Here is a 25,274-nt window from a genome sequence, read left to right as displayed (position 1 = left end):
CTCACCCCGCAACCGCAATCCCCTTAAAACTGTTTTTCATTCGGGGGGTCTGGGGGCCTCAGGCCCCCAGCCGCCGCAAGGCATCTTCCTCTTTCTCTCTCCTTCCCTCATCTCTCCCCTCACCCCCATTCCACTCACGATACGCCCCGGGCGGCACGCCCAGGCGACGTTTGCATTGGCGGGTGAAGTGGCTTTGGTCGCAAAAACCGGCGCTTAGGGCGGCCTGGGCCAGCCCCTCGCCAGCGGCGGCCTGCCCGGCTCCGTGGGCCACCCGTCGGGCGAGCAGATATTGGCCCACGGCCATGCCGGTTTCGCGCACGAAAAGCCGCTGCAGGTAGGTCGGTCCGACTCCGGCCAGGGCGGCCAGGGAGGCCAGATCGTGGGGTGCTGCGGGATCGGCCTCGATGGCCGCCCGGGCCACGGCCACGGCCGGATGGCTGGGCCGGCCCGGACCGGGGCGCAGGCGCAGGCCATGGGCCAGGGCGCAAAGGGCCTCCAAGGCCGCGTCGGCGTCTTCCGCCAGGGCTTCGGCCAATTTCAGAAGCCAGGCCGAAGCTTCGGCGTTGCGCCAGGGCCGCACCCAGTCCTCGGGCGCGTCGTCAGCCCGGCCGACCTCGGCCAGCAGTTGCGGGGCCACGGCCACGGCGACGTAGCTTTGGCCGCGTCGGGCCAGAGGCGCGCAGCTGTGGCGCACGCCGTCGGGCACGATAAAGCCCTCCCCGGCCTCGATGCGCGCGCGCCCGCCGCCGCAAGACAGTTCCCGACCGCCGTCCAGGATCAGCCCGACCACCACCGCGCCGTGGGCATGGGGCGCGATGTCGGCGGCCACGTCCCGGCCCTGAACGACGCTCAGACCCGGCAAGCCAGGATGGCGGAGCACGTCGAGTCGGGACGTTTGGGACATGGCCGGTTCCGTGCAAACTCGCGTTACAGCAAGGCCGGGAAAAACTTGGCAAGCAAGCACAGGCCCTGGTCGCCGGCCGTGACGGCGTGGGGCGTGCCCCGGGGGATGACGGCCGTGACGCCGGGGGCGTAGTCGGTTTGCCGGCCGGCCAATGCGGCCGTGCCCGATCCGCAGACGACCTCGTGGAGCTCCCATTGCCCGTCGTGGACGTGGCCGGCCAGGCTGGCCCCGGGGGCCAGGCGCACGATGTGGCAACTGAGCTGGCCTTCGGTGTCGGCGGCGGTGACCAGATGGCGCAGGCGCACGCCGGCAAAGGCCGGATGGTCCTGCCAGGGCAACGCTTCGGCGTCGCGGACATCAGTCAGGGTGTGGATGGCGCGGCCCTCGGTCAGGACGAAAGCGACAGTGTCTTGCATGGCGGTTCACTCCGTTTTTTCGGGTGATGCCGGAAAACCCCGCAACCATCTTGGACGATCCTGCCCTAAAGGCCAAGCGATCCCTTTACGGGCCGGGTTCGGGCTGGTAAGACTTAAGTACTTTTTTTCACAATCCACGCCCGAGGCTTCCATGCAGATCGCCGACATCATGCGCACCACGGTCATCAAGGTGCGGCCCGAAGCGCCGGTCGGGCACGTGCTCATCTGGTACGGCGGCATGAACAACACCTTTCGCAACACGTATGTGGTGGACCACTGCGACCGGTTGCTTGGGGTGGTGACCATCCACAGGTTTCTCTCCCTTATCGTCTCGCCCGAGGTGGCGTCCCAGGCCAGGGCCGGGCATCTCGACGGTCGGGAGGCGCTCCTGGACGCCCTGCGCCGCAACATGGCCGCCAGTTCGGACACGCCGGTGGGCGAACTCATGGACGCCGACTATCCCTTTGCCCATCCCGAGGATCTCTTCGTCATGGCCGGGGAGCTCATTGTGGAGCGCGGCATTCCGGCCGTGCCGGTCATTGATCCCAACGGGGTGCTGGTGGGGGAGATCAGCCGGCGCATGATTTTGCAATTCCTGGTGAAAAATCTCTAGTGCCGCGTCCCTTCATCAATACGCGCGTAATGTTGAAGACCCCTTCATGCCGTTAGTCCCTGGCCCCAAAAGCGCCCCAGGCGCTTTCGGCGGACACGACACGAGGTCCGGCCAAAAAACAGGCCCCCGCCCGAAAACCGGGCAGGGGCCTAAAGAATTGCCTGTTCCGAATCCGTCGCCTGCATGGCGCGGACGGGTGGCAAGGCCGGCGCTCGTAACGCCGGTTCGCCAAACTACTTCACGGCGTCCTTGAGGGTCTTGCCCGGGGTGAAGCGCACGGCCTTGGAAGCGGGAATATCGATGGGGTTGCCGGTACGGGGGTCACGCCCGGTGCGCGCCGCCCGCTCCGACACCTTGAAGGTGCCAAAACCCGTCAGGGTCAGGGCCTCGCCGCCGACCAGGGACTCTTGGATGGCGCCCAGAACGGCGTCGAGGACCTTGCCGGCCTCGGCCTTGGTGGCAATGCCAGCATTGGCCTGGATCTTGGCGATGATGTCTGTTTTAGCCATGTGCGTGCGATCTCCTTATCGTTGGGAACCGCCCGGTTTTCCCAGGGGCGGCGAGCCGCCCGCGAAAACCCCGCGGCCATTTCCCGAAATGGTACCTTCCTATAGCGAAATCGCCCGCCTTAGGCCACTGTTTTCACCTTCTTCTCCCACAGGCGCATATCCTTCATCTTTTTGCGGCGTTCCCGCTGCAAGCCCTTGCACACCAAGGGCATGGTCTTCTTGTAGCCGTGCTTGGCCTTGTACTCCTCGGGGGTCAGTCCGTGGGTGGCCAGATGCTTGCGGGTGATCACCTTGAAGGATTTGCCGCACTCCAGGCAGGTGATGGATTTCTCCTTGACCGCCTTCTTGGGCTCCATCTCCACGGCGTCCTCGTCGTCCTGGGGACACAGGCCGAGGCTGATTTCGAGGATGCCGGCGGCCAACCGGCGCACCATGGAGGAAATCTCCTCATCGGTCATGCTGCGCACCGACGCCTGGGCTTTGACGATCTCCAGAGCGCTCTTGACATGGTCTTCCATGGTCTCTCCTTGTAGTGAAATCGGCATGACGCCAGACATTGCATAGAGTTACTTCGCCCTGTCAACGGAAATGACGATTATTTCCATTTTGAAGCATTACCAACCCCCCTGAAAACCTTCTTCTAGGCCTTGTTCTACGGTCTATTACATTTTTGAAATACACCTATCTTCTGCCAAATCCCTGTTTTCCATGCAACGAGTCCGCTCCAAGGCGCTTCCGACCCGCCCCTGCGGCTCCTTCTTCTCAAGGCCGCACGAAACGCAAAAAAGCCGGGACGCCTGCGCGCCCCGGCTTGTTCGCCCTGCGTCCGGCCATCCGGCCGGTCTGCCGATCAGCCGGCTTGAATCTCGATCTTGCGGGGCTGGGCCTTTTCCTGGCGGGGCAGGTGCAGTTCCAGCACCCCGTCTCGTAGCGACGCCTTGATGCGTTCCTTGTCCACGATGTGCGATATGGTGAAGCTGCGGAAGTATTCGCCGCCGCCGAACTCCACGTGGCCAAGCTTCTGCCCCTCGGCCAGGGCGTATTCGGCCTTGCCCGAAACCTTGAGCTCATCCTCGTTGAGATCGATGACGAGGTGTTCCTTGGACACGCCGGGCATGTCCAGATAGATGTAGAAGCCGTCTTCCTTTTCGATGATGTCCGTGGCCGGCTTGACCCTGGGCAGCCGGCGTTCTTCGGCCTTGGCAACGGTATCGGCCATGGCTTCGTCCTCCTTTGCCGGGGATTCCCGGGGTTAGACCGTCACGATGCTGATCTTTTTGGGCTTGCTCTCGTCCGACTTGGGCAGCACGACTTCGAGCAGGCCGTCGCGCATGGTGGCCGTGACCTTGTCGCGACTGACCCCGCCCGAAATGTTGACCACTCGCTGGAACACGCCGGTCGGGCGCTCCTGCCGGTAATACTTGCCGCGTTCCGCCTTGCGCTCGCCCTTGATGACCAGACTGGAGTCGGTCAGCGTCAGGTCAAGGTCGGCAATGGCCATGCCCGGAATCTCGCACCGGACGTAGAGGTTCTCGTCGTCCTCGCCGATATTGACGGGCGGATAGGCCGTGCCGCGCTGACTGATGGCCATGGAAGGCCAAAGCGTCTCGAAAAGCCGGTCAAACGGGGTCGTTGCGCCATAAAAAGGGCTTAAATCAATGACCATGGGTGCTCCTCCTGACATTTGGACACTTCTGAGCGAAAAATAAGCCAATGGTCAGCACTGTCAATGGCTGGCGGACAACACTTGCGGCCTTGACAGTCCGGCCGGCCGGCTTATCTGTTTTCCCGACAGATTTCCCGAGGATGCGACAGCGCTCGGCTCCGCTCGAACAGTCGGAGCCGGCCGCTTTTGACGCTTCCCACGACATCACGGAGAAAGGAGACCGCCCATGTCCGCCACGCACGGCGAAACCCATGAATTTCGCGCCGAGATCCGCAAGCTCCTCGATATCATCACCCACTCCATCTACACCAATCGCGAGATCTTTTTGCGCGAACTGGTGTCCAACGCCTCCGACGCCCTGGACAAGCTGCGCTTCGAACAAAGCCGGGGCACGGCTGTCGTCGATCCCGACGAAGCGCTCGAAATCCGCATCACCGCCGACAAGGACGCCGGCCGCCTGACCATCGCCGACACCGGCTGCGGCATGACCCGCGACGAACTCGTGGACCACCTCGGCACCATCGCCAAATCCGGCACCGAGGCTTTCATGAAGTCGGTGTCCGAAAACAAGGACGCCGCCTCCAACCTGATCGGCCGGTTCGGCGTGGGCTTTTATTCCGTGTTCATGGTGGCCGACCAGGTGGAGGTCACCTCCCGCTCGGCCGCTCCGCAGGCCGCCCCGGCCCGCTGGACTTCCGACGGCTCGGGCAGCTTCACCATCGAGGACGTGGACGGCGAGGTTTCGCGCGGCACGGTGATCGAGATCACCCTCAAGGAGGAGGCCAAGGAATACGCCGACCCCGAGCGCATCAAGTCGGTGTTGCGCAAGCACTCCAACTTCATCTCCTTCCCGATCCTCCTTGACGGCGAAAAGACCAACACCATCCCGGCCCTGTGGCGCGAGTCCAAGTTCTCGGTGACCCCGGAACAGTACAAGGAATTCTACCAGTTCCTGACCTACGATTCCGACGAGCCGCTGGCCACCATCCACGTCAGCGTGGACGCGCCGGTGCAGTTCACGGCTTTGCTTTTCATCCCCAAGCACGGCATGGGTCCCATGCCCATGCGTGATCAGCTCCACCACGGGCTGGACCTGTACGTGCGCCGGGTGCTCATCTCCAAGGAAACCAAGGAACTCATCCCGGAATTCCTGGGGTTCGTGCGCGGCGTGGTGGACACCGAGGACCTGCCGCTGAACATCTCCCGCGAGACGCTTCAGGAAAACGTGGTCCTGCGCAAGATCCAGTCCGTGCTGGTCAAGCAGATTCTCGACAAGCTCAAGGCCATGGCCAAGGAAGACCCCGAAAAGTACAACGCCTTTTTCGCCGCCCACGGCCAAGGCTTCAAGCTCGGCTACGGCGACTACGCCCACCGCGAGGCCTTTGCCGAGCTGGTGCGCTTCGACTCCTCGGCGCTGGCGGCCCAGGACGGCGACGACGACGAGGCCGAAAAGGTCCGGCTCACCTCCCTGGCCGATTACGTGACCCGGGCCAGGGACGGCCAGAAAGCCATCTATTATCTGTCCGGCCCGTCCCGGGCGGCGCTCGACCTCAATCCGCACCTGGAAGTCTTCCGGGCCAAGGGCCTGGAAGTGCTCTACCTCTACGAGCCCATCGACGAATTCATCATGGATTCCATCGGCACGTTCAAGGACCTGAAGCTCAAGTCGGCGGAACTGGCCGACGCCGCCGAGCTGGAACCTTTCGAGGGCCAGCCGGTCGAGAACAAGGCCCCGGAACTGACCCCGGAAGAGTCCGGCTCCCTGGACGATTTCCTGAAGGCCATCAAGGATCTGCTCGGCGAGCGCGTCACCGACGTGCGCCTGTCCACGCGCCTGACCCAGAGCCCGTCGTGTCTGGTCTCGCCCGACGAACACATGACCTCGAGCATGCAGAAGATCATCCGGCTCATGAGCAAGGACGCGACTCCCCCGAAAAAGGCCCTGGAACTCAACCGCGACCATGCGCTGATCCGCAACCTGCTTTCCATCTACCGCCGCGACGCCGCCGATCCCTTCATCGGCAAGGCCGTGGAGCAGCTCTACGACTCGGCCCTGCTGCTGGACGGCTACCTGTCCGACCCGCACCAGATGGTGGCCCGCATAAACGACCTCCTGGCCGACGCCAGCGCCCTGCACGCCAAATAGGCGGGCACTCGCCTACGCCACGCAAACGGGCCGGGAATCGATTCCCGGCCCGTTTTGTTTGTGCGGCACAAGGTCCCGCGCGCCGGGGGAGATGGCGGCCAACCTCCCGGGCAGGGGCGTCGCCTCCCCACGGCCCGCCCGCTGCGCCATGCGCCCCAGGATGCCGCCGAACCCCGAACACCTCTTGCGAACGGCGCTCGCCGGCCCAGCGCGCCAAGACGTCGACCGAAGGCCGGGCCGCTGCCGCCGTGTCCCCCGGCTGGACGCACCGTCTCTGCCAAATTCCGGCCGTCCCCGCTGGACGCGCCGTCCCTGAAACCGTACTTCCACGGCCATGGAAACGCTGTCCGCCCTCTTGGCCCTGCTCGCCGGCCTCGACGCCGCCCTGATCCAGGCCGTGGCCGACCACGGCGACCTTGTCTACGCCCTGATCTGCCTGACCATCTACGCCGAGACGGCCTTTGTGGTGACGGTGTTTTTGCCGGGAGGGACGCTGGTTTTCACGGCCGCCGCCCTGGCCGCGCGGGGGACGCTTGACGTCTGGCCGGTGGCCCTGGGCTGCTACGCCGCCGCGACCCTGGGCGACATGACCAACTTCGCCATCGGCCGGGCCTTGCGCCGAGGAGCCGCCCGGGGAGCCGGCGGGGGACTCGCCGGGACGCTTCGCAAACGCCTGTTGCCGCCGCAGCAGCTGGAAGCGGCCCGCAGGGCCTTTGCCCGGCACGGCGCGGCCACGGTGTTGCTGTCGCGGTTCGTGCCCATCCTGCGGGCGGCCTTTCCCATGGCCGTGGCCATGGCCGGGATGGGCTGGGGCCGATTCATCGGGCTCAATGCTTTGGGCAAAGTGATCTGGGCGGCGGTGTTCGTCGGCGGCGGTTACGGCCTTGGCGGCATCCCCTGGTTCGCCCGCCATTTCGGCGCGGTGGTGGTGGCGGCGGCGCTTTTTCCCTTGCTCATCGCCGCAGCACGCCAATTGCTTATGCATCTGCTGGACCGGCGCTGCCGGCCAGAGAACCAATCCAGCCCCAAAACCCCGTAAAACCTTTCTCCATGCAGGGGGTCCGGGGGGCTTAGCCCCCCGGCCGCCGGAGGCCTCTTCTTTTTCCCTCTGTCCCTCTGCCCCTCTGCCCCTCTGCCCTCCCCTCCCCTCACAAAAATAGCAGCAACGACAAGGCCATGACGGCCATGCCGGCGACGAGGCCGAAGATGCTGTGGTGGTGTTCGCCGTATTCCTCGGCCGCCGGCAGCAGCTGGTCCAGGGAGATGAACACCATGATGCCGGCCACGGCGGCCATGAGAATGCCGAAGGTGGCGGGGGTGAAAAAGGGCAGCAGGAGCAGGTAGCCGACCAGCGCCCCCACCGGTTCGGACAGGCCGGACAGGAAGGAATAGGCAAAGGCTTTTTTGCGGTTGCCAGTGGCGTAGTAGAGCGGGATGGAAACGGCGATGCCTTCGGGGATGTTGTGGATGGCGATGGCCACGGCGATGGCCAGTCCGAGCTTGGGATCGGCCAGGGCGGCGGTGAAGGTGGCCAGGCCTTCGGGAAAATTGTGGATGGCGATGGCCAGGGCGGCGAAGATGCCGGTGCGGCGCAGCTTGGCGAAGTCGTGGGCCTCGTTTTTGGGAAGCCTGGCCTCGCCGGCGTCCATCTCCTCGATGAAGTGCATTTCGTGGGGGTTTTCGTAGTCCGGCACGAACTTGTCGATGATGGCGATAAAGGCGATGCCGCCGAAAAAGGCGGCCGCCGCCGCCCAGGAACCGCCGGCCTCGCCCAGGGCCGCGACCAGGGAATGGCGGGCCTCGGCGAAGATCTCCACAAAAGACACGTAGACCATCACCCCGGCGGAAAACCCGAGCACGATGGACAGAAACTTGGTGTTGGTCTGCCGTGCCACGAAGGCCAGGGCCGAACCCAATCCCGTGGCCAGACCGGCGAAAAGGGTCAGGCCGAAGGCGTACCAGACGGCTGAGGCGGTGATGTCCATGGGGTGTCGGTCCTTGGCGTGCCGTTAGAAGAGGTAGCCGTAGGTGGAGGCCAGCTTGTCGGTGCGGCCCAGCAGCGCTTCGGCCGTCTGGTCCACGCCGGAAGCGTCCACGATGCCGGCTTCGGCGGCCAGGAAGTACTTGAGCGCCCCCTCCCGGGAGGAAAAGAGCCACGAGACCGAATAGATGGAGCACAGATTGGGCCGGCCCGGGAACTCCTCCTTGGTTTTCAGCACGATGACCAGCTTTTTTTCGTCCTTGTTGGTGGGCGTCATGAGGGAGGAACGGCCCAGCAGTTCCTTGATGCGGTAGGCCAGGCGCGCCCCCACCGGATCGGCGTCGTCGTGGTCCACGGCCACGGGCGTTTTTTTGACCGCCGCCTCGTCGCCCTTTTTGGCGGCCGGCTCCGGGGCCGGCGCGGCCTGGGCCGGGGCCGGTTTGGGCTTGGCGTCCTGGGCGGAAGATGGGCCGGGCGCGGGGCCGGACGCCTGGGCCAGGGCCAGGGAGGCGGACAGGATCAGCAGGCAAAATGCCGCAACAGCGGCGCGACAAAGGGCGGGCATGGCGCACTCCTTGAGTTCGACATTTCACGTTCTTGCCCATCCCATACAAAGGCGCGACTGCCGAAGCAAGCCGCCCGGTTCCGAAGCGGCCCCACCACCGAACCGGCTTTCCCGACTTATTGCCGCATGATGCTCCGTGTTGAGACCTCAAAACGACGTTTTTGCGGATTTGGCGCACGAAAATCGCCCGAACCACACCGATAAGCGACGCAAACGCCCCCGCAATGATTCGCGACTGCATCTTCTTCGGCCGAACAAAAAGTTAAAAATAAAAATAGTTATTATGACGTAATTGCCAAAAACCCGCCTCGCCGGTATGGAAGTGACCCAATAGCCGAAGATTCGTTGCCCCATAGCAGCCTGGAGGTTCCATGCGCCTTGCATCCTTGACGCTTTTGCTTCTTGCCGTCCTGTCTGTCGCCCTGCCGGCCCAGGCCGCCGACCCCATCCGCATCGGCGCGGTGGTCTCCGCCACCGGCCCGGCCTCGTTTTTGGGCGAACCCGAGAAAAACACCCTGCAGATGCAGGCCGACGCCATTAACGCCGCCGGCGGTCTGCTCGGCCGGCCGGTGGAAGTCATCATCCTCGACGACGAGACCGACGTGAACAAGGGCGTGCTGGCCGTGGACAGGCTGCTCAAAAAGGAAAACGTCGTGGCCGTGGTCGGCCCCACGGTTTCCGGCAACTCCCTGGCCGTGGCCCCCAAGGTCGAGGCCGCCAAGGTGCCCATGGTGTCCATGGCCGCCGCCGAAAAGATCGTCAAGCCGGTCAACCCGTTCGTCTTCAAGACCGCCCAGTCCGACCGGCTGGCCGTGGCCCGCATCCTGGCCCACGCCAAGAAGCAGGGCTACAAGAAGCTCGCCGTCCTCACCGTGTCCGACGGCTACGGCCAGGCCGGGCGCGAGGTGCTCAAGGAACTGCTCCCGGCCGGCGGCTTCGAACTGGTCGGCGACGAGGTCTACGGCCCCAAGGACACGGACATGACCGCCCAGCTGACCAAGCTCAAGGGCACCAGCCCCGACGCCGTCATCTGCTGGGGCACCAACCCCGGCCCGGCCGTGGTGGCCAAAAACCGCGTCCAGCTCGGCATCACCACCCCGCTGTACATGAGCCACGGCGTGGCCTCCAAGAAATTCATCGAACTGGCCGGCGACGCGGCCGAGGGCCTGCTCTTGCCGGCCGGCAAGCTCACCGTGGCCGGCCAGCTGCCCGACGGCGATCCCCAAAAAGCGCCCCTGGCCGCCTACGCCAAGGCCTACGAGGACCGTTTCAAGACTCCGGCTTCGGCCTTTGGCGGCTACGCCTACGACGGCCTCATGCTCGTGGCCGAAGCCATCAAGGCCGGCGGCGACGCCAGCCCGGCCGGCATCCGGGCCGCCCTGGAAAAGATCAACGGCTTCCCCGGCATCACGGGCGTGTTCCGCTTCTCGCCCGAGGACCACAACGGCCTTGACGAAACCGCCTTTGTCATGGTCACCATCGCCGGCGGCGATTTCAAGCTGCTGGCCGACTAGACCGTCATACAGCAGGCTTTCCCGGTTTCCTTCCCGCCCGATTCCGTCTACAAGGACGGAACGCGAATCGACACAGCCGACGCCGCCGCGCCGTAGGGAATTCCCTGCGGCGCGGCAGCGCGCTTGAAGGAGCGAACCATGCGAGTCAAAGCGATCCTCACCGCCCTATGCGCCCTGTGCGCCGCGACCTGCGCCTTTGCCGCCGAACCCGTGCGCCTGGGCGCGGTGCTGTCCGTCACCGGGCCGGCGTCGTTTCTGGGCGAACCCGAGAAGAACACCATCCTCATGGAAGTCGACAAGATCAACGCCGCCGGCGGCGTGCTCGGCCGGCCGGTGGAAGTGGTCATCCTCGACGACGAGACCGACGTCAATAAGGCCGTTTTGGCCGTGGATCGCCTGATCAAGAAGGAAAATGTGGCCGCCATCCTCGGCCCCACGACCTCGGGCAATTCGCTCGCCGTCATGGGCAAGGCCGCCGCCGCCAAAATCCCGCTCATTTCCTGCTCGGCCGCCGAGAAGATCACCAAGCCGGTGAGTCCGTATATTTTCAAGGTCGCCCCGTCCGACCGCCTGGCCGTGGCCCGCATCCTCACCCACGCCAAGGCCAAGGGCTACAAAAAGCTCGCCATCCTCACCGTGTCCGACGGCTTCGGCCAGGCCGGCCGCGAGGTGCTGAAAGAACTCGTCCCGGCCGAGGGCTTCGAACTCGCGGCCGACGAGGTCTTCGGCCCCAAGGACACGGACATGACCGCCCAGCTGACCAAGATCCAGGGCGCGGCCCCGGACGCCGTCATCTGCTGGGGCACCAACCCCGGACCGGCCGTGGTGGCCAAAAACCGCGTCCAGCTCGGCATCAAGACCCCGCTGTACATGAGCCACGGCGTGGCCTCCAAGAAGTTCATCGAGCTGGCCGGTGAGGCCGCCGAGGGCCTGCTGTTGCCGGCCGGCAAGATCACCGCCGCCGACAAGCTGCCCGACACGGACAAGGAAAAGGCCCTGCTCGTGGGCTACGCCAAGGCCTATGACGAGCGCTTCAAGGCCCCGGTCTCCACCTTTGGCGGGCACGGCTACGATTCGCTGCATTTGGCCGTCAAAGCCATCGCCAACGCCGGCTCCGACAAACCCGAGGCCATCCGCGACGCCCTGGAGAAGATCCAAAACTTCCCCGGCATCGGCGGCATCTTCAGCTTCACCCCCGAGGACCATGCCGGTCTTGGCCCCGACGCCTTCATCATGCTCGGCATCGACAAGGGCGACTGGGTTATTGTCGGTCAATAACGATGTTTGCCGGCGCGCCCCAATACCTCGTTTCCGGACTCACCCAGGGGGCCGCCTATGGCCTGATCGGGCTCGGTTTTACGATGATCTTCAACACCACCGGCATCATCAACTTCGCCCAGGGCGAGTTCGTGATGCTCGGCGGGATGCTCTCGGTGTGTCTGCTGGGGGTGGGGCTGCCCCTGCCCCTGGCCATCGTGCTGGCCTGCCTGGCCACGGCCGCCATCGGCGGCCTCATGGAGCGCCTGGCCATCCGGCCCATCGCCGGCGCGCCGGCCATTAACGCCGTCATCATCACCATCGGCGTCTCCATTTTGCTTCGCGGCGGGGCCATGCTGGCCTTTGGCAAGGACACCCACGCCCTGCCGGCCTTCAGCGGCACGGCCCCCATCCTGGCCCTGGGCGCGGCCATCCAGCCCCAGAGCCTGTGGGTGCTGGCCGTCACCCTGGCCCTGCTCGCGGCGCTCAAGCTCTTTTTCACCGCCACCATCCAGGGCAAGGCCATGCTGGCCTGCTCCTGCCAGAAAAAGGCCGCCAGTCTGGTCGGCATTTCCGTGGCCCGCATGGCGCTCCTCTCCTTTGCCATAAGCGGACTCATCGGGGCCACGGCCGGGGCCATCCTGGCCCCCATCACCATGACCGCCTACGACGTGGGCATGATGCTTGGCCTCAAGGGATTTGCCGCCTGCATCCTGGGCGGCCTGGGCAATCCTTTTGGCGCGGCCGCCGGCGGGCTGGTGCTGGGCGTGCTCGAATCCTTTGGCGCGGGCTTTATCGCCTCGGGCTACAAGGACGCGTTCGCCTTCGTGGTGCTGCTGCTGCTCCTTTTCGTCAAGCCTTCGGGACTCTTCGGCAAGGCCGGCGTGGAGCGCGTATGAAGCTGCCCGTCCTTGGCCAAAACGCCGCCCAGGCGGCCCTTTTCCTGTTGCTGCTCCTGGCCGTGCCCTACACGCTGCCCAATGAATACTACCTGAGCATCTGCATCCTGGGAGCACTCAACGCCGTCATCGCCGTGGGCCTCAATCTCCTTATGGGGTATGCCGGCCAGGTGTCCCTGGGCCACGCCGCCTTCTATGGCCTCGGGGCCTACGCCACGGCCATCGCCACCACCCGCTTCGGCCTGCCCATCCCGGCCGGCATGGCCATCGGCGTGTCCCTGGCCACCGTCGTGGCCTGGGTGGTGGCCGCGCCAACCCTCAAGCTCAAGGGCCACTATCTGGCCATGGCCACCCTGGGCTTTGGCATCATCGTCTCCATCGTCTTCAACGAAGCCGTGGACGCCACCGGCGGCCCGTCGGGCTATGTCGGCATCCCGCGTCTGGCGCTTTTCGGCTACGAATTCACCTCCGACCACAGCTACTACAACCTCATGGCCGTGGTGCTGACCTTTGTCGTGCTGCTCTCGCTCAACCTCATGAAGTCCCGCACCGGCCGGGCGCTTCGGGCCTTGCACGTGTCCGAGAAAGCGGCCGCGAGCCTGGGCGTGGACATCGCCGCCCACAAACGCTTCGTCTTTGTCCTGTCCGCCGCCCTGGCCGGACTGGCCGGCGTGCTCTACGCCCACTACTTGAGCTTCATCGCTCCGGCCTCGTTTGGCTTCGGCTTTTCGGTGCAACTCGTGGTCATGGTGGTGCTCGGCGGCATGGCCAGCGTCTGGGGATCGGTTGCCGGCGCGCTCTTCTTGACCGCCCTGCCCGAGGCGCTGCGGGAATTCGAGGACATCGACATCCTCGTCTACGGAGCCATTTTGGTGCTCACCATCATGTTTTTGCCCGACGGCCTGGCCGGGGGCCTGTCGCGCCTGACCAGACGGTTTCGCCGCAAGGCAGGCACGTCATGACCGCCGCACTGCTGGACGTTACGGCCGCCACCGTCCGTTTCGGCGGCATCCATGCCCTGACCGAGGCCGACTTCACCATCGCCCCGGGCACGGTGACCGCGCTTATCGGCCCCAACGGCGCGGGCAAGACCACGCTTTTAAACGCCATCACCGGCATGGTCCCCTTGACCTCCGGCGCGGTGCTCCTGGATGGGACCGACATTTCAGGCCTGCCGCCCCACAAACGGGCCGGGGCCGGCGTGGTGCGCACCTTCCAGAACCTGGAAGTCTTCACCTCCATGTCGGTGCTGGAAAACGTCATGGCCGGCCGGCATGCGCTCACGCGCTACTCCGTGGCCGCGAGCCTTTTGCGCACGCCCGGTTTCCGCCGGGCCGAGCGGGAATGCCGCGAGGCGGCCCTGGACTGCCTGGAGTTCGTCGGGCTGGCCGACCTCGCCCACGCCCCGGCCGGGGATCTGCCCTACGGCAAGCAGCGGTTGCTGGAAATGGCCAGGGCCCTGGCCGCCTCGCCCAAGCTTCTGCTCCTCGACGAACCGGCCGCTGGCCTCAATTCCAAGGAGACCGCCGAACTGGGCGTCCTCATCCGGGCCATCCGCGACCGCCGCGGCGTGGCCGTGGGCCTTGTCGAGCACGACATGGACCTGGTCATGAGTGTGAGCGACTATGTGACGGTGCTCCATTTCGGCCATCCCCTGGCCGCCGGCACGCCCGAGGCCATCCAGGCCAATCCCGAAGTCATCAAGGCCTACCTCGGCGAGGACGACTAGCGTCGCCCCTGAAAAAATACGATAGTATTTTTTTAGAAAATACTGGTTTTCGCGGACATGACAGAATAACGACCCCCTGCCCTGGGCAATCCCCAGGCAGGACACCATACCCCATATCGGGGGTCCGGGGGCCTGAGGCCCCCGGCGGAGAGGTCCAGGAGAGGCAGCGCCTCTCCTGGCCGCCGGAGGCACTCTTCCAATGCTGACCCTTCGTAACGTTGATATTCACTATGGCCGGGTGCACGCCGTGCGGCGGGTATCCTTGCATGTGGCCCCGGGCGAGATCGTCGCCCTTATCGGGGCCAACGGCGCGGGCAAGACCACGCTGCTCTCCGCCATCTCCGGCGTCGAGCGCGTCTCGGGCGGCGAAATCGAATTTGACGGCAAGCGCATCGAGGCTGAAAAACCCGAGCGCATCGTGCGCCTGGGCCTGTCCCATGTGCCCGAGCGCCGCCTCGTCTTCGGCCCCCTGTCCGTGGCCGACAATCTGCTCCTCGGGGCCTACACCAAGTTTCGCCGCCGCGAGGTGGCCGCCGACCTTGACGAAATCTACGCCATGTTTCCGGTGTTGCGCGAACGCCGCGACCAGCAGGCCGCCGCCCTGTCCGGCGGCGAACAGCAGATGCTGGCCATCGGCCGCGCGCTCATGGCCCGGCCGCGCTGCCTGCTCCTGGACGAACCCGGCATGGGGCTGGCCCCGCAAGTCTGCAAGGAAATCTTCCGCCACGTCTCCACCCTGCGCCGCGACAAGGGGCTGACGGTGCTGCTCGTCGAGCAAAACGCCAAAAGCGCCCTGGCCGTGGCCGATAGGGGCTATGTCCTCGAAACCGGCCGGGTGCTGCTCTCCGGCACCTCCGAGGAGCTGCTCGCCAACCACGACGTCCGCCGCGCCTACCTTGGGCGCGAGAAGGATAATTAGAGAGATTAAGAGAAGATGCCTCCGGCGGCCGGGGGGCTAAGCCCCCCGGACCCCCTGAATGGGGGGTAAAGGGAGGCGAGGTATTGAGAACGTAACGGGGGCTATTGCCATGCGCGAGTGTTTTGAGCCGAAATTCGAGACCATGGACCGCAAGGATCTGGCCCAGCTCCAGTTGGAGCGGTTGCAGGAGACCCTTGCCCGCGTCGCCAGAAACGTGCCGCTCTACCGCAAACGCTTCGCCGAACAGGGCATCGATCCCGAAAGTTTTGCCGATCTGGCCGACGTGCGCCGGCTGCCCTTTACCACCAAGGCCGACCTGCGCGAGGCCTACCCCTACGGGCTTTTCGCCGTCCCCCTGCGCGATGTGGTGCGTCTGCACGCCTCGTCGGGCACCTCGGGCAAGCCCGTGGTCGCCGGCTACACCCGAAACGACGTCAAGGCCTGGTCGCGCCTTGTCGCCCGGGTGATGGTGGCCGCAGGCGTCTCCCGCGACGACATCGTGCAGATCGCCCTTGGTTACGGGCTTTTCACCGGCGGTATGGGCTTCCACTACGGGGCCGAAACCGTGGGCGCGGCCGTCATCCCGGCCTCCAGCGGCGGCACCCGCCGCCAAGTCGCCATCATGCAGGACTACCGCACCTCGGTTTTCGTGGCCACGCCCAGCTACGCCCTGCACGTGGCCGAGACCCTCGACGCCATGGACGTCAACGTCAACGCCCTGTCCCTGCGCTTCGGCCTGTTCGGGGCCGAGACCTGGACCGAGGCCATGCGCGAGGCCATCGAGGATCGCCTGAAGCTCACGGCCACGGACAACTATGGCCTCAGCGAAATCATGGGGCCGGGCGTGGCCGGCGAATGCCTGGAAAAAGCCGGGATGCACGTCAGCGAAGACTATTTCCTCATCGAGATCATCGACCCGGCCACGGGCGACCCCCTTGCCGACGGCGAGGAAGGGGAACTGGTCATCACCACCCTGGCCAAGGAAGCCTTCCCCATGATCCGCTACCGCACCGGCGACATCACCCGGATCATCCCCGAACCCTGCCCCTGCGGCCGCACCATGCGCCGCATCAGCCGCATCCTCGGGCGCTGCGACGACATGCTCATTATAAGGGGCGTCAACGTCTTCCCGTCCCGGGTGGAATCGCTGCTGTTGGAAGTGGAAGGGGTCACGCCCAACTACCGCATCGTGCTCACCCGCAAGGGCGCGCTGGACGAGGCGCTGGTGGAAGTGGAACCCACCGAGGAACTGCTTTTCGACCGGGTGGGCGAGCATCAGGCGCTTCTGGACAAGCTGGAGCGCCGGCTGGGTTCGGAGCTTGGCGTGGGTTTCGGGGTGCGGCTCGTGGAACCCGGCAGCCTGGCCCGGGGCGAGGAAGGCAAGACCATCCGCGTGGCCGACCGCCGGGGCCTGACGCCGGTCAAGTAGCGGTCCCGCTCCTGCACAGCGCCGAGGGGGACAGCCAAGCCCCATAGAGAAAAACGGCCCGGGAATCCGACGATTCCCGGGCCGTTTGGCGTTTGCGGCAAACGCGGCTGGTGTTTTTCCGGCCACCGCCCGGCCAGCCGTCGTGTCAGTAAAGGCGTCGACAGCGTTTGTCGCGCCTACACCCTCACCCCATGGCGTTCTTGGCGCTACAGCCTACCGCGTCTTGACGATCTGGGCCGGCTGCCACGTGCCCGCGCCCAGCGGCAGCACCGACGGGGCCTCGGTTCTCGGCCAATACAGCCGCATGACCAGATAGATCGGGCCGTCCGGGGCCGGCAGCCAGTTGGCTTCCTTGGCTTTGCCCGGCGAGGTCTTTTGCAGGTACATGGTCAGCGATCCGTCCGGGTTCTTGCGCATCCCCGGCAGCATGGGCGAATTGATGAGATAGCGGTTGATGGGGTTTTTAATGAGCAACTGGGTCACGCCGTCGTACATGGTGATGGACCAGAAGGCGTTGACCGGCGGATACTGCCCGGCCGGGAAGGTGATGGCGTAATCGTGTTTGCTGCCGTCCAGCGGTTGGCCGTCGGCCGTGGTCTTGGCCATGGGATAGACGGCCTCCACGGCGTCGTTGCCGTAGATGCCGGCCTTGGCCGCGGCGGCGCGCAGCAGCCAGTCGCCGTGGTAGAAGGCCCTATCGCCAAAGGCTCCGGCGATGCGCCAGCCGTCGATCTCCTTGCCGAGATCGGCCACGGCCTGCACGACCTTGGCCTCGCCGGCCTTCATGCCGAGCAGGATTTCCGCTTTGTGGGCCAGGGACAGGTCTTTAAAGCTGAAGGTCTTGCCCGGCCCCACGCCGATGCGGGCGAGCTTTTCCCGGATGGCCATTTCCTCGGGGCCGGCCGGGGCGAACTGCAGGGCGAAGTCGAGGTAGTCAAAGAATTCGAGCTTGACGAGTTCCTTGTCGATCTTGGGGAAAGCCACGGCCGGGGCTGCGGCCGGAGGCTGCTTTTTCAGGAACGCCGACAGCGGGCGGGCCTTGTAGCCGGCCTGCACCTTCTTGACGTTTGGCATGTCGGCGGCGGTGAAGAGCTGGGTGCGGAAGATGGCGATGGCAAAGGCGGTGCTCGACCGGAAGACGCCCTGGATGCCGGCCGGCGTCTCGCCCTTCCAGTCCGGGCCGACGACGAGGTAGTCGCCCGGGGCGTCGCCCGTGGCCCGGCTGCCGATGTAGCCGAAATTGAAGGTGTTGCCGTCCACGAGCTGGACGCTGTAGTAGCGCTTCTTTTCCACGGCCGGCACGGAGAGCACCATGGGCTCGGCCCGAAGGTCCATGGCCACGAAGGAATACGGCGTGTCGCTGTTGGGCGTGATCACCGTCGTGTCCTTGTAAGTGAACACGTGGCTTTCGTTGCTGAGCTGATTGAACGGCGCCTTGAACTGCCCGGAGTTGCGGTCCACGGCGAACTCGTAAGTGACCGCGTAGTTCATGACGATGGGCAGGCCATAAATAAAGCCTTCCTCGGCGATGGCCCGGACCTGGGCGAAATCGAGGCGGTCTTTGTCTTGTTCCTGAGCCTTGGCGACCACGTCGCCGCGCCGGGCGCAACCGGCCAGCAACAGCAGCGCGGCCAAGGCGGCCAGTGCGGCGCGCCAGGCAAATGTCCCTTTCATTCCATACTCCTCTCGGTTGAGTGCCTTGGGTACGGCAGTGCCTGGCGTCGACTGTGCAGTGCGCCGCGCCGGATACCGCAGTGGATATCTTGCCTGACAGGATACAGACAAAGGGAAGTTTCTGGCAAGGGATTACGGCGTCACGACGGGAAGTCGCGCCGCCTGGGCCACCGAAGGCGGGGCGTGCCGTCCGGGAAGTGCTATGATTTAGAATAAACCGTGCATGCACTTTTAGGTCAGTTAGTGCGTGGCAGCATAGAGCAATTTATTTGTTGCGGAATTTTTGAGGATTCTTCAAAATCTGGCAATTGATATTCAAGTTACAGGAAAGAGCTCTTGCGCTCAGGTTTTCCGTAACCCTAGCCTCAACTTTGCTAAAAATAAATACATTGAAATAAATATGCTCATCGAATAGCGTTCAGGATGTGGGCCGAAAACACAGCACACATAGCTTAGCATACGGTTCCCTTTAATTGACGGACATCACAGCAACATGCTTTGTTAACTAACTGTACCAACAGGATCTACCATGGATGCTGATATAAAAATTACTCTTCAGTATTACAACAAAACACACCGTGAACTTTTGAGCAACTATCCATCTTTTAAGACTATTGATCAACTCGTCACAACGGGATGCGACATTCCCTTCGCAGAGTTTTTCACCTATTATCTCTTCTACAAAAAACGACCGAACCTTAGTGGTTACGATAGCTACGAATCAATATCCAGAAAGATCGATCTGGCACATAAGGAGTTGGATGGATTTATCCTGTTAAATAATAAATCTATAGTTGCTAACCCAGTGGCACTACCTCTCAACAACGCTATGACAGAAAGAATCGGCGAAGGGATTGGGCTCTCTGTCGTCAATAAAATACATGGGCTAACAGGGGCTGATTGGAGAAAAATCCCAGAGCAAAATAAATTTAAAACACTAGACTACGAAATTGCAAGCGATGGAAATAATATAATCCAAATCGAGACAAAAGGAAACTGCAGCAATGACAACACCGAAAAAAATAGTTCAATATCTAGTCACAAGAAAAGCATTGAGGAAAAGAAAAAACAAGTTCGTTCTAAATCTCAACAAACACCACTAATGTACGGAACAATTGCTGCAGTGAGCAGCAATTCACATCCAATACGATGCTGGATCCTAGACCCCGAACCAACACCATACGACAGGTCTCCACAAGAAACTAAACTACTAAACAGGTTATCATATTTATCCGCGTGGACAAGTTACATCAGCCCCCGCTCAAATTTATCAGCGACACTTCTTAACAGGACTAACCTGATTGACAATGCAAAAGATCCTTTTGAATTCGACAACATTCCACTCCTCAACAGTCACCGCGAACCATTCAACCAATATAGAATTGGAGGAAAATACAATATTGACACTTTTTTCCTGGGCAAGTCATACGTCATTAACCATAACTACACTGGAATTGTTCGTTTCTCAGGCATTAATTGCTTCGTGTTCATTGGTATTTCAGAAGACGTAGTCAAATATGCAGTATACCAAAAATATGAAGAGATCCTCCATTTCCAAAAAGAAGCATTTTCATCTACAGTTGAAATAATTTGCTCTATACCGAAATGGCACTGGACAGAGCTAAGCAATGATTTAAAACGAAAAATATCAAGCATTGAGACCAGAAACGCCATACAGTTCAAGCTCATGTTTCGCATTTATCAGAGCAAGTCCGGCCTCGCTATTGGATTTTGTGACAAAAGATCCTTATAGACTCACAATGTCAAGCTGTATTGTCGTTTAATCTCTTCGGTCTATAGAAAGGGGAGAGATTCAGGCCGCGCCGCTGGCGAGGAGACTGGCTACCGGCCGAGGTGGATTTCGCCGGTCTTTTTGAGCTTTCGCAGGAGCTTGTCGTCGGGCGCGGCCAGGCGCGGCGCGTCAGCCACGAAGTTGGCCAGGATCATGCCGCAAAACTTCTCGCCCCGGTAGACTTCCACCCGGTAGACGAGGCCGGCCTTGTCCACGGAAAATTCCTTTTTCAAATCGCCCCGGACGATGACCGTATCGGCTTCGTCGGTCAGGCCCGGCCTGGAAAAGCCGATGACGTTGACCCGGTAGTCCGAGCCCTTGGCCACGGAAAAGCCCTGCCGCACATCCACCACCCGGCCGAAGGGCACCTCCCGGCGCGCGCCGTCGATATCCATAGGCACGGCGGCCAGACTCGCGTCGAACTCCACGAACTGCGGATCAAGCTCGGTCACGTTGGTGTTGCCGAAATACACCTTGAGGCTTTTGTCCGCCGACACCAGGGCCAGGATGGGGCTGGACGGCCGGTATTCCACGGCGCTGTCCTTTTTGAGCGGAATGTAGCGCAGCCGTTCCCGGGCGTTTCGCAGATCGAGAAACATCTTGTCGCCAAAAAACGACACCGCCACATTCTGTTGCAGGGCCTCGGCCACTTGCGGCGCGCCAAGCTCGAACGTGCGTTCGTACTCCAGGCCAAAGGATTTGAAGAACGACTCGATGACCCGCAGATGGTAGTACGACCGCATGGGCGGCGGCAGGTTTTTGCTGCCTTCGATGCCAAAGGCCGGCTTGCCCTGGCCGATGGCGAAATAGGTCAGCGTCTTGGCCATTTCCTTGGCCGTTTCGCTGTTGAGGTCATGGGTATGGGTGTTCTTGACGTGGTAGGCGTGCAGCGGTTCGTAGAGGTGCTCGTTGGCGGCGGCCACGGCCCGGCCGGCCAGCTCCAGAAGGTTGCCGTAACGCGGCGCTTCGGCGGTGTCCTGGTCAATGATGACCGACTGGCCCCAGCGCAGGGGATTTTGCCATTCGTTGACCACGGTCGGGCTGTAGTAGCCCCAGCCGTCGTGAAGGTGCAGCACCGCGTCGACCTTTTCGTCGCGGATGATGGCCTTGATCTTCTGCACGGCGGCGTATTCCGGATCGCCCGGGTCGAGGTCGGCGAACTTGCGGTTCATGTCGCCGTACACGCCCCGCGAACAGCGGATGATGCTGACGAAATTGAGATTAGGCACCACCCAGACCGCGCCGGAGTTGATCTTGTAGTGGGAGACCAGCAAGGCCGCCGCCGAGAATCCGCCCGGTTCGTCGCCCTGGATGCCGCCGATGACCAGGATGGTCGGTCCGGGGCGGCCGGAGTCGAGCTTGTGCAGGGTAAAGTCGAGGTTGCCGCAGGGCGCGGCCGTGGCGGCGAAAAGCAGGACAAGCAGAGCCGTGAGCAAACGCATGGGACCTCGGCGCGGCGCTTTTAGAGGTGGCAGGACGCGGCCAGCTTACGCCAATCCGGGCCAAAAGTCACCTCGACGAGCTGCCGTGCTGGGCGGGTTGGCATCACCCCGGGACGACGGCAAACGGTTGTCGCCCCACCTGTCAAGGGAGTGCACCGCCAGCCTCTCCGGCAGACAGCTTCACACAGATATCCCGGGCACTGGCCTGCCCGTAGCCGCGTCTCCTGGCCCACAACGCCGTCCAGGGCGACACGCCCCGGCACGCACGCCCCTTGGCCAGTCTGCCGCCCCACGGCCAAGCCGTCGCAACCTTCCCGCTACTGGCTTTTCATAAAGTCACAACCATCTAATTTTACAGTTAATTATTTTTTTTGCGAAGCCTCTTCCCAGGTCCGCTGGTTCCTGTATAGTTCCGCTGTCTCGTCTTTTAAAGCTGGCTTATTTGTCGCTTAAAAAATTCCAAAAAACAGGACGTACCGATGACCAATCGCCGATTGTGGCTCATTGACGCTGGCTACATGTACCGGGGGCAATCCTATTTCAGCAGAGAATATAGCATTGACTATGTCAAGCTGCGCAACAAACTGGAAGCCGAAACACCCATCTGGCGCGCCTATTACCTCAATTCCATTCCCCATCCCACCCCGGAATCCCAGATCGCCTTCTACAACTGGATGCGCTCCGCTCCGCCCCAGGGACCGAAGATCATCACCAAGCTCTACGAACTGCGCACCAGCGAAATCAACGAACTCTACTGCGAACAGTGCCGCCGCAAGGTGCCCGTCACCTGCCCCAACGACCGGGCCCATCGCTTGAGCCGCGAACAGCAAAAAGGCGTCGACGTGGGCCTGGCCACCCTGGCGCTGACCCATATCGAGAACTACGACACGCTCATTCTCTCTTCCGGCGACAGCGACCTCCTCGACGCCGTGGAGTACATCACCGAAAAAAACAAGCGTTTCGAGCTGCTGGTCTTTAAAAACGGCGTCTCCACCGACCTCCAGTGCCGGGCCGACCGCATCTGGTGGATCGATGAGTTCGCCCACGAAGTGGCCCGCGAAGCCCGCGTCATGTCCTAGTGTCGCGCCCGCAAAAAGCGCATAAGGCATTCCGTAGGCAAGACCTTGGAACTATAGGTTCTCCTTCAAAATACTACCGTATTTTTTAAGGAACGCTACAGCTGCCCGCTTCGGGCCTGCCAGTTTTGACGCCATGCGGCCGGGACACACGTCCCGGCCGTTTGTTTTTTCGCTTCCGCCGAGTTGGTTAACAGCCCCCGGACGTTCAGGCTTTCCCGGTCCGATCATTTCATGATCAGGCTGCCACAGGGGTATGCCGCTTCCCGCTTCGACCGGGTTCAGGACCAGACGGCTTGGCGCCGCCTCCCTCCTCTCGCGTCGACGCAGCCCCCCTCGGATTTTTTTTAGCCCGGAACCGCGACAAAAAATATATTTAATTACAGCCTATTAGATACTTATCCAACAACCGTCGTTTCGTACAAAGGGTGAATTATAATCCCATACAGCGCAGTATGGGCTAATTATTCGCCCTAAAATCCGCCAGCATCCTGGCCTCAGCTGACGTCTCGCCATCAACCATTAAAAATAACAAACTTTTTATTTTCGGCACGGTTCCTGCCTTTGGCTCGGCCAAGAGCACCGCCATGCCGCCCAAACCACACCACCCCTTTCCCACGCCGCCCTGCCGGGTCTGTCTGGCCTGCCACGGCCCCAGGCTCGCCACCCTGCTGGAGACGGCCACGATCTTCCGCTGCTTTGCCCTGGCCCCGGACGGCGTGGCCGCCCTGGCCTCCTGGACCATGCCGCCGGGCGGGTTGATCGCCTTGGCCGATCTGCTCACCGCCGCCGACGTCGGGCACCTCGTCTGCGGCGGGGCCACCTGCTGCTGCCTGGCTCCCTTTGCCCGGCGCGGCATCGCCGTGGCCGCCTGGATAAGCGGCGACGTGGCCGATGTGCTGCCCGCCATCGCGCATAACCGCCTCGACGCCCTGCTCGCCCCTGGCGCGCGCCCGGGCCGGATCGCCTCCGGCCCGGGCCGTCCGGGCCGGCCCGGCCGACGGGACAACCTGACGGAGTTGCTTCGCCATGAATGAACAAGGCCTTCGCGACCTCAACGAAGAAATCGGCGGCAAGCCCAAAGCCGCCGGCCTGGATCAGGTCCGGTCCGTCATTGTCGTGCTCTCGGGCAAGGGCGGCGTGGGCAAGTCCACGGTGGCCGCCAACCTGGCCGCCGGACTGGCCATGGAGGGCCTGCGCACGGGGCTGCTCGACGTGGACGTCCACGGCCCGAGCATCCCGCGCCTGCTCAAGCTCACCGGTTTCAAGCCCGGCATGTCCGCGCGCGGCCTGGTGCCCGTGGAGTGGCACTGGAACCTCGGCGTCATGTCCATCGGCCTGCTTCTGCCCAGCCGCGACGACGCCGTCATCTGGCGCGGACCGGCCAAGGCCGGGGTCATCGCCCAACTGGCCGAGCAGGTCGACTGGGGCGCGCGCGACGTGCTGGTGGTCGACTGCCCTCCGGGCACCGGCGACGAACCCCTGTCCGTGCTCCAGATTTTCGGCCCCAAAGCCATGGGCCTCATCGTCACCTCGCCCCAGGACGTGGCCGTGGACGACGTGCGCCGCTCCATCACCTTCTGCCGCCAGCTCGGCAACCCCATCCTCGGCATTGTCGAGAACTTGAGCGGTTTTGTCTGCCCGGACTGCGGCGCGACCCATCACATCTTCAGCACCGGCGGCGGCGAGCGTTTGGCCGAGGAAGCCGGGGTGCCGTTTCTGGGCCGGCTGCCCATCGACCCGGAAGTGGCCCGCTCCGGCGACGACGGCGACGTCTATCTGGCCGTGGCCGGCCAGGGACCGGCGGCGGCCGCCTTCAAGCCCATCCTGGCTGCCGCCATCCAGGCCGTGGGACCGGCCGCCGCCCCGCAGGCCACCGACGCCAAGGAGCCCGCCCATGCCGGCTAGCCCCGACAAGGACACCCTGGACATGCTGCTCGACGTTTTCGAGCAGGAGCAGCGCGACGACCTCATCGCCCGCTTCGGCGAGAAAGGCTTTGCCGTCTGGCGCGATGCGCCAAACAGGGCGCGCCTGGAAGCGCCGACCACCATCGGCACGGTCAAGGGCTCCTGCGGCGATACCATCACCATCAACCTGCTCGTTTCCGGCGAGCGCGTCACGGCCGCCGACTGCGACACCGACGGCTGCGCCTCAAGCCTCATCGCCGCCGTCACCGCAGCGTCCCTGGCTGTGGGCAAGACCCTGGACGAGGCCGTGGACATCGACGAAGCGGCCGTGGTCGCGGCCGTGGGCCGGTTTCCCGACGACGACCGCCACTGCGCCTATCTGGCCGCCGCCGCCGTGCGCGAGGCCGTCCACCGCTGGATGATCGCCGGCGGCGCCTTGGCCGCGGCCCAGGGCCAGCAAACCAGCCAGGACGCCCAGGCCTAACCCATGGAGATAAACATGCACGCCATCATCGCCGTCAGCAGCGAAGGTCCCACCCTGGGCGACGCCGTGGACCCGCGCTTCGGCCGGGCCGCCGGCTTCGTCCTCGTGGACCCGGCCGGTAACGTCACCTATCTCGACAACGGCTCCTCCCAGGCCATGGCCCACGGAGCCGGCCTGGAGGCCGCCCGTCGTCTGGCCGACGCCGGAGCCTCCGTCGTACTCTCAGGCGTGGTCGGCCCCAAGGCTGCCGCCGCCCTTAAGACCGCCGGGCTGACGGCCGTCGAAGGCTTCGACGGCCGCACCGTGGGCGAAGCCGTGGCCGCCTACCGCGCCGGCCAGGCGGGCTAAGGC

26 protein-coding genes are annotated in these 25,274 nt (G+C 63.5%); 16 read left to right on the top strand and 10 right to left on the bottom strand.

All coding sequences use genetic code 11. The features are described 5' to 3' along the window. Window positions 1-58 precede the first annotated feature (58 nt). Complete coding sequence (locus tag DMR_RS05245) at window positions 59-904, bottom strand: helix-turn-helix transcriptional regulator (protein WP_015859867.1); 846 nt, start codon at window positions 902-904, stop codon at window positions 59-61. 23 nt (window positions 905-927) lie between these two features. Next, complete coding sequence (locus tag DMR_RS05240; protein ID WP_015859866.1) at window positions 928-1,320, bottom strand: cupin domain-containing protein; 393 nt, start codon at window positions 1,318-1,320, stop codon at window positions 928-930. A gap of 151 nt (window positions 1,321-1,471) precedes the next feature. Between DMR_RS05240 and DMR_RS05235 the strand changes: the two genes are divergently transcribed. Further along, the gene (locus tag DMR_RS05235; RefSeq protein ID WP_015859865.1) at window positions 1,472-1,933 is read left to right on the top strand and encodes a CBS domain-containing protein; all 462 of its coding nucleotides are present in this window, start codon (window positions 1,472-1,474) and stop codon (window positions 1,931-1,933) included. A gap of 233 nt (window positions 1,934-2,166) precedes the next feature. Here the strand turns inward: DMR_RS05235 and DMR_RS05230 are convergent, their stop codons facing one another. The 4 genes from DMR_RS05230 to DMR_RS05215 all read right to left on the bottom strand — a co-directional run bounded on the left by DMR_RS05230 (window position 2,167) and on the right by DMR_RS05215 (window position 4,108). Further along, window positions 2,167-2,442, bottom strand: coding sequence for an HU family DNA-binding protein (locus DMR_RS05230; protein ID WP_006920806.1), 276 nt, complete (start codon window positions 2,440-2,442; stop codon window positions 2,167-2,169). A 119-nt stretch (window positions 2,443-2,561) separates the two neighbouring features. Beyond that, entirely contained in the window at window positions 2,562-2,960 is a 399-nt protein-coding gene (locus DMR_RS05225; protein ID WP_043600124.1) for a MucR family transcriptional regulator, read from the bottom strand. A 332-nt stretch (window positions 2,961-3,292) separates the two neighbouring features. After that, the gene (locus DMR_RS05220) at window positions 3,293-3,661 is read right to left on the bottom strand and encodes an Hsp20/alpha crystallin family protein (protein ID WP_015859863.1); all 369 of its coding nucleotides are present in this window, start codon (window positions 3,659-3,661) and stop codon (window positions 3,293-3,295) included. A 33-nt stretch (window positions 3,662-3,694) separates the two neighbouring features. Next, the gene (locus DMR_RS05215; RefSeq protein WP_015859862.1) at window positions 3,695-4,108 is read right to left on the bottom strand and encodes an Hsp20/alpha crystallin family protein; all 414 of its coding nucleotides are present in this window, start codon (window positions 4,106-4,108) and stop codon (window positions 3,695-3,697) included. A gap of 226 nt (window positions 4,109-4,334) precedes the next feature. Here DMR_RS05215 and htpG point away from each other — a divergent pair, with 226 nt between their 5' ends. Both htpG and DMR_RS05205 read left to right on the top strand, forming a co-directional pair. After that, complete coding sequence (gene htpG / locus DMR_RS05210) at window positions 4,335-6,254, top strand: molecular chaperone HtpG (RefSeq protein WP_015859861.1); 1,920 nt, start codon at window positions 4,335-4,337, stop codon at window positions 6,252-6,254. A gap of 334 nt (window positions 6,255-6,588) precedes the next feature. After that, window positions 6,589-7,293, top strand: coding sequence for a DedA family protein (locus DMR_RS05205; RefSeq protein WP_015859860.1), 705 nt, complete (start codon window positions 6,589-6,591; stop codon window positions 7,291-7,293). A 109-nt stretch (window positions 7,294-7,402) separates the two neighbouring features. Here DMR_RS05205 and zupT read toward each other — a convergent pair whose 3' ends face one another. After that, a complete protein-coding gene (gene zupT / locus DMR_RS05200) occupies window positions 7,403-8,239 on the bottom strand; it encodes a zinc transporter ZupT (RefSeq protein ID WP_015859859.1) in 837 nt (278 codons plus the stop codon). Window positions 8,240-8,263: 24 nt separating this feature from the next. Then, the gene (locus DMR_RS05195; protein WP_015859858.1) at window positions 8,264-8,800 is read right to left on the bottom strand and encodes a hypothetical protein; all 537 of its coding nucleotides are present in this window, start codon (window positions 8,798-8,800) and stop codon (window positions 8,264-8,266) included. 371 nt (window positions 8,801-9,171) lie between these two features. On the opposite strand from DMR_RS05195, the gene DMR_RS05190 reads away from it, so the two are divergent. From DMR_RS05190 to DMR_RS05160, 7 genes are all read left to right on the top strand, one after another. Next, window positions 9,172-10,314: an ABC transporter substrate-binding protein gene (locus DMR_RS05190; protein WP_015859857.1), complete on the top strand. Its 1,143-nt coding sequence runs from the start codon at window positions 9,172-9,174 to the stop codon at window positions 10,312-10,314. Between the two features lie 138 nt (window positions 10,315-10,452). After that, window positions 10,453-11,592, top strand: coding sequence for an ABC transporter substrate-binding protein (locus DMR_RS05185; protein ID WP_015859856.1), 1,140 nt, complete (start codon window positions 10,453-10,455; stop codon window positions 11,590-11,592). Window positions 11,593-11,594: 2 nt separating this feature from the next. After that, on the top strand, window positions 11,595-12,470 hold the full coding sequence (locus tag DMR_RS05180) for a branched-chain amino acid ABC transporter permease (RefSeq protein ID WP_015859855.1): 876 nt from the start codon (window positions 11,595-11,597) through the stop codon (window positions 12,468-12,470). Then, complete coding sequence (locus DMR_RS05175) at window positions 12,467-13,432, top strand: branched-chain amino acid ABC transporter permease (RefSeq protein ID WP_015859854.1); 966 nt, start codon at window positions 12,467-12,469, stop codon at window positions 13,430-13,432. Before DMR_RS05180 ends, DMR_RS05175 begins: the two co-directional genes overlap by 4 nt. Further along, the gene (locus DMR_RS05170) at window positions 13,429-14,199 is read left to right on the top strand and encodes an ABC transporter ATP-binding protein (RefSeq protein WP_015859853.1); all 771 of its coding nucleotides are present in this window, start codon (window positions 13,429-13,431) and stop codon (window positions 14,197-14,199) included. Before DMR_RS05175 ends, DMR_RS05170 begins: the two co-directional genes overlap by 4 nt. A 199-nt stretch (window positions 14,200-14,398) precedes the next feature. Next, window positions 14,399-15,118, top strand: coding sequence for an ABC transporter ATP-binding protein (locus tag DMR_RS05165; protein WP_006922657.1), 720 nt, complete (start codon window positions 14,399-14,401; stop codon window positions 15,116-15,118). Window positions 15,119-15,227: 109 nt separating this feature from the next. Then, the gene (locus tag DMR_RS05160; protein ID WP_015859852.1) at window positions 15,228-16,547 is read left to right on the top strand and encodes a phenylacetate--CoA ligase family protein; all 1,320 of its coding nucleotides are present in this window, start codon (window positions 15,228-15,230) and stop codon (window positions 16,545-16,547) included. 213 nt (window positions 16,548-16,760) lie between these two features. On the opposite strand, the gene DMR_RS05155 is transcribed toward DMR_RS05160, so the two are convergent. After that, window positions 16,761-18,221, bottom strand: a complete 1,461-nt coding sequence (locus tag DMR_RS05155) for a DUF1254 domain-containing protein (RefSeq protein WP_015859851.1) — start codon at window positions 18,219-18,221, stop codon at window positions 16,761-16,763. A gap of 529 nt (window positions 18,222-18,750) precedes the next feature. Between DMR_RS05155 and DMR_RS24305 the strand changes: the two genes are divergently transcribed. Continuing rightward, window positions 18,751-19,974 (top strand): hypothetical protein, encoded by a 1,224-nt coding sequence (locus DMR_RS24305; RefSeq protein ID WP_015859850.1) that lies wholly within the window; start codon window positions 18,751-18,753, stop codon window positions 19,972-19,974. Between the two features lie 89 nt (window positions 19,975-20,063). Here the strand turns inward: DMR_RS24305 and DMR_RS05150 are convergent, their stop codons facing one another. Further along, entirely contained in the window at window positions 20,064-21,455 is a 1,392-nt protein-coding gene (locus DMR_RS05150; RefSeq protein ID WP_015859849.1) for a M14 family metallopeptidase, read from the bottom strand. A 479-nt stretch (window positions 21,456-21,934) separates the two neighbouring features. Between DMR_RS05150 and DMR_RS05145 the strand changes: the two genes are divergently transcribed. From DMR_RS05145 to DMR_RS05125, 5 genes are all read left to right on the top strand, one after another. Further along, a complete protein-coding gene (locus tag DMR_RS05145) occupies window positions 21,935-22,534 on the top strand; it encodes an NYN domain-containing protein (RefSeq protein WP_015859848.1) in 600 nt (199 codons plus the stop codon). Between the two features lie 584 nt (window positions 22,535-23,118). Beyond that, window positions 23,119-23,568, top strand: coding sequence for a hypothetical protein (locus DMR_RS05140; protein ID WP_015859847.1), 450 nt, complete (start codon window positions 23,119-23,121; stop codon window positions 23,566-23,568). After that, a complete protein-coding gene (locus tag DMR_RS05135) occupies window positions 23,561-24,439 on the top strand; it encodes an Mrp/NBP35 family ATP-binding protein (RefSeq protein ID WP_015859846.1) in 879 nt (292 codons plus the stop codon). Before DMR_RS05140 ends, DMR_RS05135 begins: the two co-directional genes overlap by 8 nt. Then, window positions 24,429-24,923, top strand: a complete 495-nt coding sequence (locus tag DMR_RS05130; RefSeq protein ID WP_015859845.1) for an iron-sulfur cluster assembly scaffold protein — start codon at window positions 24,429-24,431, stop codon at window positions 24,921-24,923. The genes DMR_RS05135 and DMR_RS05130 overlap by 11 nt, the downstream gene beginning before the upstream one ends. Before the next feature lie 15 nt (window positions 24,924-24,938). Beyond that, complete coding sequence (locus DMR_RS05125; protein ID WP_015859844.1) at window positions 24,939-25,271, top strand: NifB/NifX family molybdenum-iron cluster-binding protein; 333 nt, start codon at window positions 24,939-24,941, stop codon at window positions 25,269-25,271. Window positions 25,272-25,274 lie beyond the last annotated feature (3 nt).

Origin of the sequence: Solidesulfovibrio magneticus RS-1, assembly GCF_000010665.1 — a bacterium.
GTDB lineage: Bacteria > Desulfobacterota > Desulfovibrionia > Desulfovibrionales > Desulfovibrionaceae > Solidesulfovibrio > Solidesulfovibrio magneticus.
The sequence above is the reverse complement of the archived record's forward strand: the minus strand, read 5'-3'. Positions and strand labels throughout refer to the sequence as shown.

Coding starts and splice junctions, on each gene's coding strand:
- DMR_RS05245 (WP_015859867.1), bottom strand. CDS start 904: ATGTCCCAAACGTCCCGACTCGACGTGCTCCGCCATCCTGGCTTGCCG.
- DMR_RS05240 (WP_015859866.1), bottom strand. CDS start 1,320: ATGCAAGACACTGTCGCTTTCGTCCTGACCGAGGGCCGCGCCATCCAC.
- DMR_RS05235 (WP_015859865.1), top strand. CDS start 1,472: ATGCAGATCGCCGACATCATGCGCACCACGGTCATCAAGGTGCGGCCC.
- DMR_RS05230 (WP_006920806.1), bottom strand. CDS start 2,442: ATGGCTAAAACAGACATCATCGCCAAGATCCAGGCCAATGCTGGCATT.
- DMR_RS05225 (WP_043600124.1), bottom strand. CDS start 2,960: ATGGAAGACCATGTCAAGAGCGCTCTGGAGATCGTCAAAGCCCAGGCG.
- DMR_RS05220 (WP_015859863.1), bottom strand. CDS start 3,661: ATGGCCGATACCGTTGCCAAGGCCGAAGAACGCCGGCTGCCCAGGGTC.
- DMR_RS05215 (WP_015859862.1), bottom strand. CDS start 4,108: ATGGTCATTGATTTAAGCCCTTTTTATGGCGCAACGACCCCGTTTGAC.
- htpG (WP_015859861.1), top strand. CDS start 4,335: ATGTCCGCCACGCACGGCGAAACCCATGAATTTCGCGCCGAGATCCGC.
- DMR_RS05205 (WP_015859860.1), top strand. CDS start 6,589: ATGGAAACGCTGTCCGCCCTCTTGGCCCTGCTCGCCGGCCTCGACGCC.
- zupT (WP_015859859.1), bottom strand. CDS start 8,239: ATGGACATCACCGCCTCAGCCGTCTGGTACGCCTTCGGCCTGACCCTT.
- DMR_RS05195 (WP_015859858.1), bottom strand. CDS start 8,800: ATGCCCGCCCTTTGTCGCGCCGCTGTTGCGGCATTTTGCCTGCTGATC.
- DMR_RS05190 (WP_015859857.1), top strand. CDS start 9,172: ATGCGCCTTGCATCCTTGACGCTTTTGCTTCTTGCCGTCCTGTCTGTC.
- DMR_RS05185 (WP_015859856.1), top strand. CDS start 10,453: ATGCGAGTCAAAGCGATCCTCACCGCCCTATGCGCCCTGTGCGCCGCG.
- DMR_RS05180 (WP_015859855.1), top strand. CDS start 11,595: ATGTTTGCCGGCGCGCCCCAATACCTCGTTTCCGGACTCACCCAGGGG.
- DMR_RS05175 (WP_015859854.1), top strand. CDS start 12,467: ATGAAGCTGCCCGTCCTTGGCCAAAACGCCGCCCAGGCGGCCCTTTTC.
- DMR_RS05170 (WP_015859853.1), top strand. CDS start 13,429: ATGACCGCCGCACTGCTGGACGTTACGGCCGCCACCGTCCGTTTCGGC.
- DMR_RS05165 (WP_006922657.1), top strand. CDS start 14,399: ATGCTGACCCTTCGTAACGTTGATATTCACTATGGCCGGGTGCACGCC.
- DMR_RS05160 (WP_015859852.1), top strand. CDS start 15,228: ATGCGCGAGTGTTTTGAGCCGAAATTCGAGACCATGGACCGCAAGGAT.
- DMR_RS05155 (WP_015859851.1), bottom strand. CDS start 18,221: ATGAAAGGGACATTTGCCTGGCGCGCCGCACTGGCCGCCTTGGCCGCG.
- DMR_RS24305 (WP_015859850.1), top strand. CDS start 18,751: ATGGATGCTGATATAAAAATTACTCTTCAGTATTACAACAAAACACAC.
- DMR_RS05150 (WP_015859849.1), bottom strand. CDS start 21,455: ATGCGTTTGCTCACGGCTCTGCTTGTCCTGCTTTTCGCCGCCACGGCC.
- DMR_RS05145 (WP_015859848.1), top strand. CDS start 21,935: ATGACCAATCGCCGATTGTGGCTCATTGACGCTGGCTACATGTACCGG.
- DMR_RS05140 (WP_015859847.1), top strand. CDS start 23,119: ATGCCGCCCAAACCACACCACCCCTTTCCCACGCCGCCCTGCCGGGTC.
- DMR_RS05135 (WP_015859846.1), top strand. CDS start 23,561: ATGAATGAACAAGGCCTTCGCGACCTCAACGAAGAAATCGGCGGCAAG.
- DMR_RS05130 (WP_015859845.1), top strand. CDS start 24,429: ATGCCGGCTAGCCCCGACAAGGACACCCTGGACATGCTGCTCGACGTT.
- DMR_RS05125 (WP_015859844.1), top strand. CDS start 24,939: ATGCACGCCATCATCGCCGTCAGCAGCGAAGGTCCCACCCTGGGCGAC.